The sequence below is a fragment of the Paraburkholderia nemoris genome (genome assembly GCF_905221015.1).
GTDB lineage: Bacteria > Pseudomonadota > Gammaproteobacteria > Burkholderiales > Burkholderiaceae > Paraburkholderia > Paraburkholderia nemoris.
The window spans coordinates 172052-186513 of the sequence record NZ_CAJNBO010000003.1 but is presented as its reverse complement, the minus strand read 5'-3'; the positions used below and the strand labels follow the sequence as shown (position 1 = coordinate 186513).

Genomic DNA, 14462 nt, shown 5'->3' with positions numbered 1-14462 from the left:
ATAAGGCGAACTGAAATGCCCCTCTATCAGTGGTCCACAACCCCGGCAAGCAACGCGAGCGCGGGCGCCATCGACTGGGCCGAAGGCCAGCCGCCGAGCACGGTCAACGACTCCGCACGGCAGATGATGGCCGACGTGGCGACGTGGTTCCAGTCGCCCGAATGGCTAAATTATGGTCTCACGCCGACGTATGTCAGCGCGACCCAGTACACGCTGGTGGGCAACCAGACTGCGATCCATTCAGTCGGGCGCCGCGTGCGCGCCACTGTGACGGCAGGTACGATCTACGGAACGATCAGTGCATCGGCCTTCACATCGCTGACGGCAGTTACCGTTGCGTGGGACTCGGGCAGTCTTGACAGCGGTGTATCAGAAGTCGATGTTGGAATCCTGAATCCGGTTAACCCATCGGTTTCTACCCTCCCCCAACTGACATTATCCGGAAATTCGATAAGCGGAAGCCTTTTTTTTACCGCGTCCGGTTATATGCCGTCTATCCGCAGTAATAACGCTGCGGCGCGTCTCGAATTTGTGAATAGTGCAAATTCTTCATATATGATGCTGGTAGACAACTCCGGCAATTTGACTGCTTTTGGCAATATCACCGCCAATTCCGACGAGCGCCTAAAAACCGATTGGAAATCTCTGCCAGTCGATTTTGTTGAACGCCTCGCGGCGGTCAAAAGCGGCACCTATACACGTGTCGATATGGATCAAAGGCACGTTGGCGTTGGCGCGAAATCGCTTCAGCCGCTGATGCCCGAAGCGGTAATTGAAAGCGCCGAGGGCGTTTTGTCGGTTGCATACGGGCAAGCTGCACTTGCGGCGTGCGTCGCGCTCGCCAAAGAGGTTATGCGTCTGCGCGCATTGCTGGAGCCGGTCAAATGACACTGCCGACCGGCTCTCTTTCAATGTCGCAGATCGCTGCTGAGCTCGGCCTTTCTCTGCCGCTTAGCCTGCAACATTCGTGGGTACGTGCGCTTGCGCAAGTCGGTGGGGCTGCATGCGACTTCAATAGCTTGCGTGGCAAGACCGGAACCTTCAACGGCGGATGCCCCAGTAACGTTCCCGCCAGTTTTATAACGTTTCCGGGAAACCCGCCATGGTTTGGCGGAACCCTGTCAGAAATGGATGCGTTCGCTGCAGGCCAAGGCAATCAGTTTCAATTGAATTTTGCAAGTGCGCCTAATTGGTCAGGAAACATCAGGGTCACTAATCAGACGACGGGGATTAGCGCCTTATTTAATGTCAAAGCTTCTTCTACTCAGTGGCAGGCAACACCATTTCAAGCCAATTTGATTCGATCAAATGTAACTGACACTTTCTTGATAAGACCTTCCAGCTAACGGGGAAACCATGGACCAACACATGACCGCAATTGTGGAATTGCGCGAGCGCGTTCGTGCGCACGACGAAGATATCGCGCGGCACGATCAGCACCTCGCCAAGCTTGATGAAACGGTCGTCGAATTACGCATGGCGATTGTGACTGTCGCGACGAAAGACGATATCGCGAAGCTCAGCCGGAACATCGATGAGAAGTTCAATCAGCAGTTGAAGGATGCGCACAACTCCATCCCGACAAAGATTGGACTGCTGCTCACGGCCGGTTCCGTGCTGGTCGCCATCATCGCGCTGTTTTTGCACCATGGATGACGATCTGCTCGAGCAGCGCTTCGATCTGGTCGACGACCGGCTCGAGCATCACGGCGAGCGGATTGATGCATTGGAGGGCGCGCGTGATCAGCGCCATGGGCGAAGGCTCGAATGGATCGTGATTGCACTGGTCGCGCTCGAGGCCGTGTTTGAAGTCCTCATGTACTTCCATCCCCATGCTTAAACGCATCTACCTCAAGTTCCGCGAGGAAAGGGTCTTCCTGCGCGCGCTGTGCGTGTTCGTCGGCACGGCGCTAACGCTCCATTACACGATCGGCTATGACTCGGATTGGGGCGGCACGAACCTGACGCTATCCATCGAAGCCGCGATCGCGAGCGCCGTGATCATGATGGAACAGAAGCGCTCTGGCGACGTTCAGCAGAAGCTGCTTGAGGCCATCCTGAATATGGCCGAAGCCCAGCGCGACATGCTAGCAGACCACACAGCGCTGCTGCGTTCCATTCGGGAGTCCGATGATCGGCTCCTGAAAATACTCACCAAAGGAGAAACCGAATGACCCGACTCGACATGGCGATGGCTCTCGCCAAGGAGTTTGAAGGATGCCGTCTGGAGGCGTATCCGGACCCGGTGTACGGCTGGAAGGTGGCCACAATCGGCTTTGGCGCAACCGGCCCAGCAATCAGCCAAGGCGTCGTCTGGACGCAGGCGCAGGCCGATGCTGATCTCGCGCGCAGGATGACTGCCATCGCGCAAAGCGTTGACCGCCTCGTGACGATCGCGCTCAACGACGAGCCCAAGGCCGCGCTCGACGACTTTGCATACAACGAAGGTCTCGGCAATCTGGCGCGCTCGACGCTGCTCGCACGGCTTAACGCTGGCGACATTCAGGGCGCGGCCGATGAGTTCGGCAAGTGGGATCTCGCTGGTGGGCAAGAGCTTGAAGGGCTCGTGAAGCGCCGCGATGCCGAGAAGGCGCTGTTCCTGCTCGGCGCCAATTTCCATGGAGCGGCCGGCCCGGACGATACCCCGCTGGGGGAACCCGTAACTCAACCGGAGACCGCGCAATGAATCAGATATCTCCGTATGCAACCGGCGCCGCCACCTTCACCGCGACGCAGCTTGAGCCGCTCGTTTCATGGGCCATTACCGGATTCAAAGCGCCGATGCCAGTTTCCGTTCCCGGCGTCATTGCGTCGCTGTTGGTAATGGCTGCACACGCCATTGGCAATCTGATCGGCGCGCGTCTCAGCAAGTCCCCCGAAGTTCCCAAGCCGTAACCCTCCCGTAACTCCCAAGGAATCGTCATGAAAAAGATGCTGCTTATCGCGGCAGGCGTAGCCCTGTCCGCTCTCGTAGGTTGCGCCAATGCTCCCGCGCTGCCGTCTCTGCAACAGCAATTCACCCAAATGTGTCCGGTCGTGAATGCAGATCTCGGCGTGCTCGCTGCGTCGCCGACGCTCACCGTCGCACAGCAGGACTCAATCAAGCAGGTTCTCGCCGCAAACCAGTTGATCTGCTCGACCGGTGCCGAACTGAATGTCACGAGTCTCCGCGCGTTCCACGACTCGCTTCTGCCGGTCGCGGTGGCTGTCGTGCAAGCGACGCCAGCAATTCCGAATCAGCCACTGGTATTGCTTGCGCTGCAACTCTTCGGGCCGGTCGTTCAGGGCATGGTCGACCAGCTCATCACCGCGGCCACGCCGACTGCCTCGGTCCCTGCTGCGAAATGAACTGGCTGGATGTAGCCAGCGTGGTCTTCCTGATCGCGCTGGCTCTGCTCGCCCTGTATCTGGAGTGAAACCATGGGCCAAATAGTGATGCAGTTCGCCGGCAGTGATTCGTTCACTTCTCAGGCGATTCAATGGTTCGATCACGGCGAGTATGCGCACGTGGATACGGTCATGCCGGACGGCTTGCTGCTCGGTGCGCGCAACGATGTGATGGCCGGCTTTCCGGCGGGCGTCCAGCTACGCGCCGCGGATTACCAGCAGGGCTATACGCTCAAGCGCGTCACGCTGCCGTGCAGCGATGATCAGCAGAAAGCGTATTACGATTTTGTGCTGGCGCAAGTGGGGAAACCGTATGACTCGAAAGCTATTGCCGCCTTTGTTGTGGGCCGGGACTGGCGCACTCCTGACGCTTGGTTTTGCAGCGAGCTATGCGCTGCTGGCCTTGAAGCGAGCGGGGTGGTTCCACCGCTGAGCGCGTCGTGCAACAAGATCGCGCCGGATGACCTCCTGCTCGTTCTTTCGGCGCTCACCGATATCACTTCACCCGCGTAAGCTCAAACACACCATCCGGTGTCGTGATCTGGATCGGCACTACCCTCCCTCCCGCCCTCATCAGGTTCGCGCAGGTTTGCGGCATGTTCTGCAGGCCTGCGCGGATAGACTCCTTCATCTGAGACGCGATCAGCGCGTCGACGTGCCCCAAGTTCTGGTTCGCCGCTTCCAGCGTCCCGATCCGGGATCGCGCTGACAGGTAGGATGTGCCGGTCCATGCAAGCCCAGCGGCCAGCACGACAATCGCGGCGATGTAAGGCGCATGTCTCTTCATGTTTTCCTCGCGGCGTTTCGTCTGTTTATTGGATATCGGCACGATACACCGATTTCTCGAGGGCGTGCCCAAAGCGTGACCGCATCGGTACAATAAGGCCCGCAAAAGGCCGAAACGCCTGCAAACTGTCAAAGCCTCAAAGCTGACCGGCGCGAGACTTTTGTGTTGAAAATCAGTTGGTTACCGCTCTAACTACTAACCTTCCTTGCCGTGACCCTTCTGAAGAAATGTTTCGTCGCCGGCTCAATCGTCATTGTGCTGGCCGCAGCCGCAATCGCAGGCGGATATCACTGGGCCACCAGCCCGCTCGATTTGACCCCCGCGCAACTCGATGTCACCGTCAAGCCGCACAGCAGCTTGCGCAGCGTCACGCTGCAGCTCAACCGCGGCGGTGTGCCGGTCGAGCCTGAACTGTTCGTCATCATGACGCGGCTGCTCGGTCTGCAAAGCGATCTGAAATCGGGCAACTACGAGTTCAAGACGGGCATCACGCCGTACGAAGTGCTGCAAAAAATCGCCCGCGGCGACGTCAACGAATATGTGGCGACCATTATCGAAGGGTGGACTTTCAAGCGCATGCGCGCCGAGCTGGACGCCAATCCTGCGCTCAAGCACGACACGATCGGCATGAGCGACACCGATCTGATGAACGCGATCAACGCGCCGGAAGCGTCGATCGGCAACGGCGAGGGGCTGTTTTTCCCGGACACCTATCTGTTCGACAAGAACACCAGCGATCTGGACGTGTACCGCCGCGCGTACCGTCTGATGCGGTTGCGTCTGGACGAAGCGTGGACCGCGCGCGCGCCGAACCTGCCGTATAAGACTCCGTATGATGCGTTGACGATGGCGTCGATCATCGAAAAGGAAACCGGCAAGAAATCGGACCGGCCGATGGTGGCGGCCGTGTTCGCGAACCGTCTGCGCGTGGGCATGCCGCTGCAAACCGACCCCACCGTGATCTACGGCATGGGCGATAGCTACACCGGCCGCATCAGGAAGAAAGACCTGCAGACGGACACTCCCTACAATACCTACACCCGGATGGGGCTTCCGCCAACGCCCATCTCGCTGCCCGGTGTCGCATCGCTGCAGGCGGCGATGAACCCGGCGCAATCCACCGCGCTGTACTTCGTTTCGCGCGGCGACGGCAGCAGTATCTTTTCTGACACCCTCGGCGATCACAACAAGGCCGTGGACAAATACATTCGAGGGCAATGATGGCGCGGGGCAAATTCATCACGTTTGAGGGCATCGACGGTGCCGGCAAGACCACTCACCTGGGCTGGTTTCGCGAACGCCTCGAAGAGAAAGTCGCGAGCACCGGCCGCTCGGTCGTCATGACGCGCGAGCCGGGTGGCACGCCGCTCGGCGAACAGATCCGCGAAATCGTGCTGCATCAGAAGATGGACCTCGAAACCGAGGCATTGCTGATGTTCGCGCTGCGCCGCCAGCATCTGGCCGAGGTGATCGAGCCGGCGCTTGCGCGCGGCGACTGGGTGCTGTCCGATCGCTTCACGGACGCGACCTTCGCCTACCAGGGCGGCGGCCGCGGCCTGCCGCGCGATAAGCTGGAAACGCTGGAGCGTTGGGTGCAGGGCGGTTTTCAGCCGGACCTGACGGTGCTGTTCGACTTGGCGCCGGAGGTCGCCAGCGAACGGCGCAGCGCCGCGCGCGATCCGGATCGGTTCGAAAGCGAGTCGGAGGCATTTTTCAACCGCACCCGTGCCGAATATCTGCGCCGCGCGGAAGAGGCGCCGTACCGGTTCGCTATCATTGACTCTTCGCAGACCATCGTGCGAATTCAGAAGCAGCTCGAAGAGTTGATCGCAGTTCTTTGATTTTAAAAGAATATAATCCTGAGTTATGACGGATGACGAAGTTCGTGTGATGCCTCATCAAGCGTCGTCAACCGATTGATTTTAAAGAGAAGCGATGATTTATCCGTGGCAAGCCGATGACTGGAATCGCCTGCAGCAGTTGCGTGGGCACTGGCCGCATGCCTTGCTGCTGCATGGGCAGGCGGGGATCGGCAAGCTGCGCTTTGCGCAGCATCTCGCGCAGGGGCTTTTGTGCGAAGCCCAGCAGGCCAACGGTGAGCCGTGCGGCGCCTGTGTCGCCTGCAACTGGTTCACGCAGGGCAATCATCCCGACTATCGGATCATCGTGCCCGAAGCGCTGGCCGCCGAAGCCGGACTCGCTAGCGCCGCGGACGAAAAAGCCGAGAAGGCCGACGGCGACGAGGGCAAGAAGACGCGCGCGCCCAGCAAGGAGATCAAGATCGAGCAGATTCGTGGCTTGCTCGATTTCGTCGGCGTCGGGTCGCACCGAGGCGGTGCGCGCGTGGTCGTGCTGTATCCCGCCGAGGGGCTGAACATCGCCGCGGCTAACGCGCTCCTGAAAACGCTCGAAGAGCCGCCGGCCGGCGTGGTGTTTTTGATGGTGTCGGCGCGCGTCGACCGCCTGCTGCCCACCATCATCAGCCGTTGCCGCCAATGGCCGATGACGATGCCCGTGCCGGAAGTCGCCACGAAGTGGCTCGCCGCGCAAGGCGTCGCCGATGCGCCCGCGCTGCTCGCCGAAGCCGGCGGTGCGCCGCTCACGGCTCTCGCTCTCGCGAGCGACGAGAACCGCACGCTGCGCGACTGGACCTTGAAGCAACTGGCCGCCGGCGCCGAATGCGATGCCTTCGCTTGCGGCGAGGCGCTGCAGAAGCTGCCGGTACCGCTCGTGCTCGGCTGGCTGCAGCGCTGGATGTACGATTTGCTGGCGCAGCGCACAGCCGGCGCGCCGCGTTATTTTCCGCAGGCGTCGACTGCCTTGACGCGCTGCGCGTCGCAAGCCGACGCCAGCGCGTTCGCGCGCTTCATGCGTACCGTGACGCGCCAGCGGGCTGTCGAGAACCATCCGCTGAATGCGCGGCTGGTGTTCGAAGAACTGTTTATCGGCTACCGCGAGCTGTTTGCATAAATCAACTTTGATGGCCGACGGTGTGTGCAAGGCTGGCGTGCCTTAACCCGCCGCGCTGACCCATGCATCCGTCCGCTGATTCGCCTTCCATCTCACGTCAAAGCACTATGAGTCTTTCCTACCGCGATGCCACCCTCGACGATCTGCCCTCGATCGTCGCCATTTACAACTCGACCGTGCCGTCGCGGCAAGTCACGGCCGATCTCGAGCCGGTGAGCGTCGAAAGCCGTCTGGCGTGGTTTCATGCGCATGGGCCGCACAAGCGTCCGCTGTGGGTGGTGGAAGATCCGCAGCAGTCCGGCCGCGTGATCGCGTGGTTGAGCTTTTCGGATTTCTACGGCCGCCCGGCCTATCTGCGCACCGCCGAAGTCAGCATCTATCTGGACGAAAGCGCGCGTGGCAAGGGTCTCGGCAAGCAACTGCTGGCCGCCTCGCTGGAAGTGGCGCCGACGCTCGGCATCGACACCGTGCTGGGCTTTATCTTTGGCCACAATGACGCGAGCCTGCGCCTGTTCCGCGGCTTCGGTTTCGACACGTGGGGGTCGTTGCCGCGCGTCGCGGTGCTGGACGGCGTGGAGCGCGATCTGGTGATCCTCGGCAAACGGCTCGAGCCGGCCGCGGCCTGATTTACGGCCACGATTTACAGCCACGATTTGCGGCCAGACTCACACCCAGCTACTTATCAGCAGGACATCATCATGTTTGTCGATTCGCACTGCCATATCAACTTCGAAGGACTCGCCGACCGCCTGCCGCAGGTGCTCGAGAACATGCGCAGCCATTCGGTCACGCATGCGCTGTGCGTATCGGTCGATCTGGAGACGCTGCCGTCCGTGCTGGCGATCGCCAACCAGTACGAGAACGTCTACGCGTCGGTTGGCGTGCATCCGGATCACGAGGACATGCGCGAGCCGAGTCTCGCCGAACTGATTGAGCTGGCCGACCATCCGAAGGTGGTCGCGATCGGCGAGACCGGTCTCGACTACTACCGTCTGGAAGGCCGCACGATCGCCGATATGGAATGGCAGCGCGAGCGCTTTCGCACCCATATCCGCGCGGCGCACGCCACGCAGAAGCCGCTGATCATCCACACCCGCTCGTCGTCGGAAGACACGCTGCGCATCATGGCCGAGGAGCGCGCGAGCGAGCCGGGCGGCGTGATGCATTGCTTCACCGAGCCGTGGGCGGTTGCCGAGCAGGCGCTGGCGCAGAATTTTTACATTTCGCTGTCGGGCATCGTCACGTTCAAAAGCGCGACCGACGTGCAGGACGTCGCGCGCCGTGTGCCGCTCGAGCGTTTGCTGATCGAAACCGACTCGCCGTACCTCGCGCCCGTGCCGTATCGCGGCAAGCCTAATGAACCTGCGTACGTAAGTTATGTCGGACGCTTCATCGCGCAACAGCGCGAGATGCCGGATACGGTGCTGGCCGCCGCGACGACACAAAACTTCTTCCGGCTCTTCAAGATTCCCGCGCCGGCTAGTGTTTGACCGGTAAAGCCAATAAATATCAAATGGATAGGGAAGTTTCCTAAAGTAAAACATGACAAATTATTCGACTTCGACGGCAGCTGTTCAAGAGACCTCAGCAGCGCAAACGGCCTTCGGTTCAGCTCGCCGCAGCGTGTCGCGCCTTGCGCTGGCCGCTGCGTTTGCCTGCGCCGCGCTGACTTCGCTGGTCGCGGCGCCCGTTCAGGCCGCGCCGATCGACTCGCTCATCAAGTCGGTGAAATTCGACGACGTCGACGGTGTCAACAAGCTGCTCGCCAAGGGCATGGACCCGAACAGCGTCGACAACCAGGGCATCCCGCTGCTGGTGCTCGCCGCGCGTGAGAAATCGGACAAGGTGGGTGCCGCGCTGCTCGCCAATCCGAAGACCGATATCGAGATCCAGGACAAGGCCGGCGAGAACGCGATGATGATGGCTGCCCTGGCCGGCGACCTCGACTTCGTCAACCTGCTGATCGCGAAGGACGCCGAAGTCAACAAGAAGGGCTGGGCGCCGCTGCACTACGCGGCTGCGAACGGCCACGACGATATCGTCAAGGTGCTGCTCGACCATTCGGCCTACGTCGATGCCGGCTCGCCGAACGGCACCACGCCGCTGATGATGGCCGCGCGCGGCGGTCATGTGTCGACGGTGAAGCTCCTGCTCGACAACGGCGCGGACCTCACGGTCAAGAACCAGATCGGCCTGACCGCGCTCGATTTCGCGAAGACCTACAAGGAACCGGACGTGGTTGAAGGCCTCACCGCGCGCCTGCAGCAGATGCAACAGAAGTGAACTGCGAGAAAATCAGGAGAACCGGCTGCCGGATAGTCGGTTCCCTGGACCACAAATTTGCCTGAAGATAGCACCTGCTGGCATGCCTGCGGCTTCGCAAAACAGTGCAGAATGACGACTTGGCGCGTTGCGAGGCGCGCCGGTTCGATGCGGCGCAAGACCGCCTGATAAACGACCCTGGAAAGGAACACCATGCTGCGGGCTTTGATTTTCGCCAGCGCGCTTGCCGTACCGCTATCGGCAGCCGCGTTTACGGGAGGCGACCTCAACAAGCTGTGCACGAAAACCGATGTGGCATCGCGTAGTGCGTGTGCCGCGTATATCGAGGGCGCCGCCGACGGCATCTTCAATACGATCGACGCGATCGGTGGCACCACGGGGCCGCGCGTCGGCCAGTACTACTGCCTGCCGCCGGACGCGCGCTCGGCGCAACTCACCGACGCGGTACGCAAGTACATCGCCGAAAATCCGATCGTCGCGGGCTACAACGCCAGCACGGCGATCTCGCTCGGGCTTGGCAAGGCATTTCCTTGCAAGAGCGGTAGCTGATCGCGTAGTTGATTTTGGCTCAAACCCGGCCGCATTCAGAATGCCGCCGGCTTGAGCACCTTTCCCTGGTCTTGGCGGATGAACGCCTAAGATGTCCGCAGGCATGCCGCGCCGCAAGCATCGAACCCTGGCCGGCGTGCCGCTGTTTCAGTCAGTGTCATCAGCGGGGCGTGGCATTCGCGCTCATTCCCGCTCCCTCGGCGCTTTGCCGCCTGGTCGGCCGATAGGTGGCCCGATGGCTCCGCCCGCGTAGCGCCCGCCCACGCAACGCCACCGTCGCGCTTCGGGCTGGCGATCCCCGTTCACCTTCGAACCAAGAGGAACACGCCCTTCATGCCAACTCCCGACGACCTCAGCCGTATCGCCGAAGCCCCGCTGCATACGTGGCTCGGCGCGTTGATCGTCTCGGTCATCGCGATGGTACTGGCCCTGGGCATCCATCGAGTCGGCGCGCGTATCGTCACGCGAATCGCGCGGCCGTATCCGCTCACCAGCGTCGTGCTGCGCTATATCGACAAGCCCTCGCTTTTCGTCCTCGTGATCCTGATGCTGGAGGCGGTGTGGTGGGAGGCGCCTGACACGCTGACCTTCATTACGCCGCTGCGTGACGCCGCCGCGATTGCGCTGATCGGCGCAATCACGTGGCTCTCGGTGCGTTCGGCGGCGGCGATCGGCGAGGCGATCATCCAGGCCCATCCGCTCGATACCGCCGACAACCTGCAGGCGCGCCGCATCCATACGCAGGCGCGCGTGCTGGCGCGCTCGGTGATGCTGGTGATCGTGATCGTCGGCGTGGGTGGCGCGCTGATGACGTTCCCGAATGTACGGCAGATCGGCGCGAGCCTGCTGGCGTCAGCGGGCGTGGCCGGCCTGGTTGCCGGTATTGCCGCGCGGCCAGTGCTCGGCAATCTGATCGCCGGTTTGCAGATCGCGCTCTCGCAGCCGATCCGGCTCGACGATGTCGTCGTGATTCAGGGCGAGTGGGGGCGTATCGAGGAAATCACCGGCACGTATGTCTCGGTGCGCTTGTGGGATCAGCGCAGGCTGATCGTGCCGCTGCAATGGTTCATCGAAAACCCGTTCGCCAACTGGACGCGCAGCAGTTCGCAGATCATCGGCACGGTGTTCCTGTACGTCGACTACCGGATGCCGCTAGCGCCGTTGCGCGAAGAGCTTGCGCGCATCGTCGAAGCCGCGCCCGAATGGGATCGACGCGTGCAGGTGCTGCAGGTCACCGACGGCACCGAGCGCGCGATGCAGTTGCGCGCGCTGGTCAGCTCGCTCGATTCCGGCCTGAACTGGGACCTGCGCTGCCGCGTGCGCGAGGGGCTGCTCGACTTCATCCAGCAACGCTATCCGCAGTATCTGCCGCGGGCGCGCGCCGACGTGTCGGCCGAACTCGAAACCGGCAAGGGCGAACCGCCCGACTGGGTACCGCGCAGCACGCAGACGCCCGCTGGCAGCACCGCCGCGCACACCGAGGCCGATCCCGTGGCAAGCCGCGCCGGTCGTCATCAGGCGGGCGATCCGTTGCCGCAGGTCAAGGAAAAGGTGTAGCGCCGCATGCCCCGCAGATCAGATGAGTGCAACTGATCCGACAACCATGTGGTCGAACCGTCCATCTGACTCACGAACCTGGCACGGTATCGCGTGTTGTTCGGCCGCTTGACGTCATCGAAGTGTTGCAACGCTCGAGGCGTCACAAGCCGCTGAAGCGCGAACGCCGCGCCGTGCGAACCAAGGGGGACTACCAACATGGGCCGACTGATCGTCGTGTCGAATCGCGTCGCAACGCCGACGGAAACCAAGGGATCGGCGGGCGGCCTCGCTGTCGGCGTGTTCGGCGCGCTGAAGGACGCGGGCGGTGTGTGGTTCGGCTGGAGCGGCGACGTGGTGAGCGAGACCGTCGCCAATGCCGGGCCGACGCTGGAGCAGGACGGCGCGGTCACCTTTGCGACCGTCGGACTCACGCGCAAGGATTACGACCAGTACTACCGCGGCTTCTCGAACGCGACGCTGTGGCCGGTGTTCCACTACCGCAACGACCTCGCGCGCTACGAGCGCGAAGAATACGCGGGCTACCGCCGCGTCAACGCATGGCTCGCGCACAAGCTGATCAAGCTGCTCGAACCCGACGACGTGATCTGGATTCACGACTACCATCTGATCCCGTTCGCCGAAGCGCTGCGCTCGGAAGGCATCACGAACCGCATCGGCTTCTTCCTGCACATTCCGTTTCCTGCACCGCAGATCCTGCTCAACATTCCGCCGCACGAAGAGCTGGTGAAATCGCTGTCGTGCTACGACCTGCTGGGCTTCCAGACCGCCACCGATGAACTCGCTTTTCACGACTACGTGACGCGCCACGCGCGCGGCACCGTCAGCGAAGGCAATCATGTCGAAGCATTCGGCCGCAAGCTCCGCACGGGCGTCTATCGGATCGGCGTGTTCCCCGATGAAATCGCCGAACAGGCCAAGCGCTACGAAAGCCGCCAGCACGTGCTCGATCTGAAGCAGAGTCTGGAGGGCCGCAAGCTGATCATGAGCGTCGACCGGCTCGATTATTCGAAAGGGCTCGTCGAACGTTTTCGCGCCTTCGAGCAGTTGCTGGAACGCTCGCCCGAATGGCGCGGCAACGTCACGCTCGTGCAGATCGCGCCGCCGACCCGCTCGGACGTCGCCACCTATCAGAAGATCCGCCAGGATCTCGAATACGAAGCAGGGCGCATCAACGGCCGTTACTCGGGCCTCGACTACACGCCGATCCGCTATCTGAATCAGCAGTACGACCGCTGGAAACTGATGTCGCTGTTTCGCGAATCGCAGATCGGCTTCGTCACGCCCTTGCACGACGGCATGAATCTGGTCGCGAAGGAATATGTCGCCGCGCAGAATCCGGAGGATCCGGGCGTACTGGTGCTGTCGATTTTCGCCGGTGCGGCGGCGGAGTTGAGCGGCGCGTTGCTGGTCAATCCGCACGATGCAATTGGCATGTGCGAGGCCTTGCAGCGCGCGCTGCAAATGCCGCTCGATGCACGCCAGCGGCGTCACGAGATCAATATGGCGGCGCTGCGCAAGAACGATCTCGGCGTGTGGCGCGATACCTTCCTGAACGATTTGCGCAGTGTGCCCGTGCAGACGCCGGGCAAGGGCGGTGGGCATAAGTGATGGTGCGTTTGAACAGAATGGTTTTACAGAGCGCCCGGCAACGCGCGTTTGATCGAAAGGTGGGCGCATGCTGAGGACGTTGGCTATCGCGGGGTATCGGTCGCTGCGCGAGTTGATCGTGCCGCTTGGGCAGTTGAATGTCATCACGGGGGCGAACGGCAGCGGCAAGTCGAGCGTATATCGCTCGTTGCGCTTGCTGGCCGAGACGGCGCGCGGCGGGGTGATTACATCGCTTGCGCGTGAGGGTGGTTTGCAATCCACCTTGTGGGCTGGGCCTGAACGTTTCTCGCGCGCGATGCTTGCCGGGGAAATGCCCGTGGAGGGCACGCGTCGGAAAGAGCCGGTGAGTCTGCGGCTTGGATTTTCCGGCGATGAGTTCGGCTATGCGATCGATCTCGGCTTGCCGCCGCTCGACAGGGCCACCCGCTTCCCGCTCGACCCCACCATCAAACGCGAGTGCATCTGGAGCGGCCCGGTGCTGCGGCCGTCGGCCTTGCTGGTCGACCGGCATGGCGCAGCGCTGCGTACGCGCGACGAGCAGGGGGAGTGGCAAACCATCCCTCAACCTGTCGCGAGTTTCGACAGCATGATGACGGAGTTCTCCGACCCACGAACCGCTCCCGAGATGATCACGGTGCGCGAGCAGATTCGTTCGTGGCGCTTTTACGACCACTTCCGCACCGATGCAGAAGCGGCCGTGCGTTTGCCGCAGATTGGCACGCACACCCCGGTGCTCTCGAACGACGGCGCGGACCTGGCCGCGGCCTTGCAAACCATTCGTGAGATCGGCGACCCGGTTGCGCTCGATGCCGCCATCGACGACGCCTTTCCCGGTTCGCGCCTCGACGTCGCCTCGTCGGAGGACGGTCGCTTCGAAGTATCGATGCAGCAGCACGGCCTACTGCGGCCGTTGAAGGGCGCGGAGTTGTCGGACGGCACCTTGCGTTATCTGTTGCTGGTGGCCGCGTTGCTCACACCGCGTCCGCCGGCGTTGCTGGTGCTGAACGAACCGGAGACGAGCTTGCATCCGGACCTGCTGCCGGCGCTGGCGCGCCTGATCGCGCGGGCTTCCGCGCATTCGCAGGTGCTGGTGGTGTCGCACGCGGCGCGGCTGATCGCGGCGCTCGAACGGGAGGACGGTAGCCAGTCGATCGTGCTCGAGAAGCACTTCGGCGCCACGCGCATCACCGACGCGGACGATCGCGATCTGCCGCCGTGGAAATGGCCCGCGCGATAGCCGTGGCCAGGGGATCTGGTTAGGGGCAATGGCCAAGCAAGGTACCGAGGCAATGTACCTAAGCTACATACCTAGGCGGAT

General features: G+C 62.0%; 20 protein-coding genes. 19 read left to right on the top strand and 1 reads right to left on the bottom strand.

Annotation, left to right across the window (positions count from 1 at the left end):
• Positions 1–15: 15 nt before the first annotated feature.
• The 9 genes from KHO33_RS05590 to KHO33_RS05550 all read left to right on the top strand — a co-directional run bounded on the left by KHO33_RS05590 (position 16) and on the right by KHO33_RS05550 (position 3900).
• Positions 16–888, top strand: a complete 873-nt coding sequence (locus tag KHO33_RS05590) for a tail fiber domain-containing protein (protein WP_211629156.1) — start codon at positions 16–18, stop codon at positions 886–888.
• Positions 885–1346, top strand: a complete 462-nt coding sequence (locus tag KHO33_RS05585; protein WP_211629155.1) for a hypothetical protein — start codon at positions 885–887, stop codon at positions 1344–1346. The genes KHO33_RS05590 and KHO33_RS05585 overlap by 4 nt, the downstream gene beginning before the upstream one ends.
• A gap of 22 nt (positions 1347–1368) precedes the next feature.
• Positions 1369–1656: a hypothetical protein gene (locus KHO33_RS05580; protein WP_211629154.1), complete on the top strand. Its 288-nt coding sequence runs from the start codon at positions 1369–1371 to the stop codon at positions 1654–1656.
• On the top strand, positions 1649–1840 hold the full coding sequence (locus KHO33_RS05575) for a hypothetical protein (protein ID WP_211629153.1): 192 nt from the start codon (positions 1649–1651) through the stop codon (positions 1838–1840). Before KHO33_RS05580 ends, KHO33_RS05575 begins: the two co-directional genes overlap by 8 nt.
• The gene (locus tag KHO33_RS05570; RefSeq protein ID WP_211629152.1) at positions 1833–2174 is read left to right on the top strand and encodes a DUF1003 domain-containing protein; all 342 of its coding nucleotides are present in this window, start codon (positions 1833–1835) and stop codon (positions 2172–2174) included. Before KHO33_RS05575 ends, KHO33_RS05570 begins: the two co-directional genes overlap by 8 nt.
• Entirely contained in the window at positions 2171–2686 is a 516-nt protein-coding gene (locus KHO33_RS05565; protein ID WP_211629151.1) for a lysozyme, read from the top strand. The genes KHO33_RS05570 and KHO33_RS05565 overlap by 4 nt, the downstream gene beginning before the upstream one ends.
• Positions 2683–2895, top strand: a complete 213-nt coding sequence (locus KHO33_RS05560; protein ID WP_211629150.1) for a hypothetical protein — start codon at positions 2683–2685, stop codon at positions 2893–2895. Before KHO33_RS05565 ends, KHO33_RS05560 begins: the two co-directional genes overlap by 4 nt.
• A 27-nt stretch (positions 2896–2922) precedes the next feature.
• The gene (locus KHO33_RS05555) at positions 2923–3348 is read left to right on the top strand and encodes a hypothetical protein (protein ID WP_211629149.1); all 426 of its coding nucleotides are present in this window, start codon (positions 2923–2925) and stop codon (positions 3346–3348) included.
• Positions 3349–3435: 87 nt separating this feature from the next.
• Positions 3436–3900 (top strand): C40 family peptidase, encoded by a 465-nt coding sequence (locus KHO33_RS05550; RefSeq protein WP_211629148.1) that lies wholly within the window; start codon positions 3436–3438, stop codon positions 3898–3900.
• Here the strand turns inward: KHO33_RS05550 and KHO33_RS05545 are convergent.
• Entirely contained in the window at positions 3884–4174 is a 291-nt protein-coding gene (locus KHO33_RS05545) for a hypothetical protein (protein WP_211629147.1), read from the bottom strand. The genes KHO33_RS05550 and KHO33_RS05545 overlap by 17 nt on opposite strands.
• A 210-nt stretch (positions 4175–4384) precedes the next feature.
• Here KHO33_RS05545 and mltG point away from each other — a divergent pair, with 210 nt between their 5' ends.
• The 10 genes from mltG to KHO33_RS05495 all read left to right on the top strand — a co-directional run bounded on the left by mltG (position 4385) and on the right by KHO33_RS05495 (position 14381).
• On the top strand, positions 4385–5395 hold the full coding sequence (gene mltG / locus KHO33_RS05540) for an endolytic transglycosylase MltG (RefSeq protein WP_054042695.1): 1011 nt from the start codon (positions 4385–4387) through the stop codon (positions 5393–5395).
• On the top strand, positions 5395–6015 hold the full coding sequence (gene tmk, locus KHO33_RS05535; RefSeq protein ID WP_054042698.1) for a dTMP kinase: 621 nt from the start codon (positions 5395–5397) through the stop codon (positions 6013–6015). Before mltG ends, tmk begins: the two co-directional genes overlap by 1 nt.
• A gap of 94 nt (positions 6016–6109) precedes the next feature.
• Positions 6110–7144: a DNA polymerase III subunit delta' gene (locus tag KHO33_RS05530; protein WP_200564541.1), complete on the top strand. Its 1035-nt coding sequence runs from the start codon at positions 6110–6112 to the stop codon at positions 7142–7144.
• 107 nt (positions 7145–7251) lie between these two features.
• Positions 7252–7770 carry a GNAT family N-acetyltransferase gene (locus KHO33_RS05525; RefSeq protein WP_200564542.1) on the top strand — a complete coding sequence of 173 codons (519 nt, stop codon included), beginning with the start codon at positions 7252–7254 and terminating at the stop codon, positions 7768–7770.
• Between the two features lie 72 nt (positions 7771–7842).
• On the top strand, positions 7843–8634 hold the full coding sequence (locus KHO33_RS05520) for a TatD family hydrolase (RefSeq protein ID WP_054042700.1): 792 nt from the start codon (positions 7843–7845) through the stop codon (positions 8632–8634).
• Positions 8635–8686: 52 nt separating this feature from the next.
• Positions 8687–9427 carry an ankyrin repeat domain-containing protein gene (locus KHO33_RS05515; RefSeq protein WP_054042702.1) on the top strand — a complete coding sequence of 247 codons (741 nt, stop codon included), beginning with the start codon at positions 8687–8689 and terminating at the stop codon, positions 9425–9427.
• A gap of 192 nt (positions 9428–9619) precedes the next feature.
• A complete protein-coding gene (locus tag KHO33_RS05510; RefSeq protein ID WP_054042704.1) occupies positions 9620–9976 on the top strand; it encodes a Rap1a/Tai family immunity protein in 357 nt (118 codons plus the stop codon).
• Positions 9977–10309: 333 nt separating this feature from the next.
• Positions 10310–11533 carry a mechanosensitive ion channel family protein gene (locus KHO33_RS05505; protein WP_054042706.1) on the top strand — a complete coding sequence of 408 codons (1224 nt, stop codon included), beginning with the start codon at positions 10310–10312 and terminating at the stop codon, positions 11531–11533.
• A gap of 198 nt (positions 11534–11731) precedes the next feature.
• Positions 11732–13144, top strand: a complete 1413-nt coding sequence (otsA, locus tag KHO33_RS05500) for an alpha,alpha-trehalose-phosphate synthase (UDP-forming) (protein WP_054042708.1) — start codon at positions 11732–11734, stop codon at positions 13142–13144.
• A 67-nt stretch (positions 13145–13211) separates the two neighbouring features.
• The gene (locus KHO33_RS05495) at positions 13212–14381 is read left to right on the top strand and encodes an AAA family ATPase (RefSeq protein WP_054042710.1); all 1170 of its coding nucleotides are present in this window, start codon (positions 13212–13214) and stop codon (positions 14379–14381) included.
• Positions 14382–14462 lie beyond the last annotated feature (81 nt).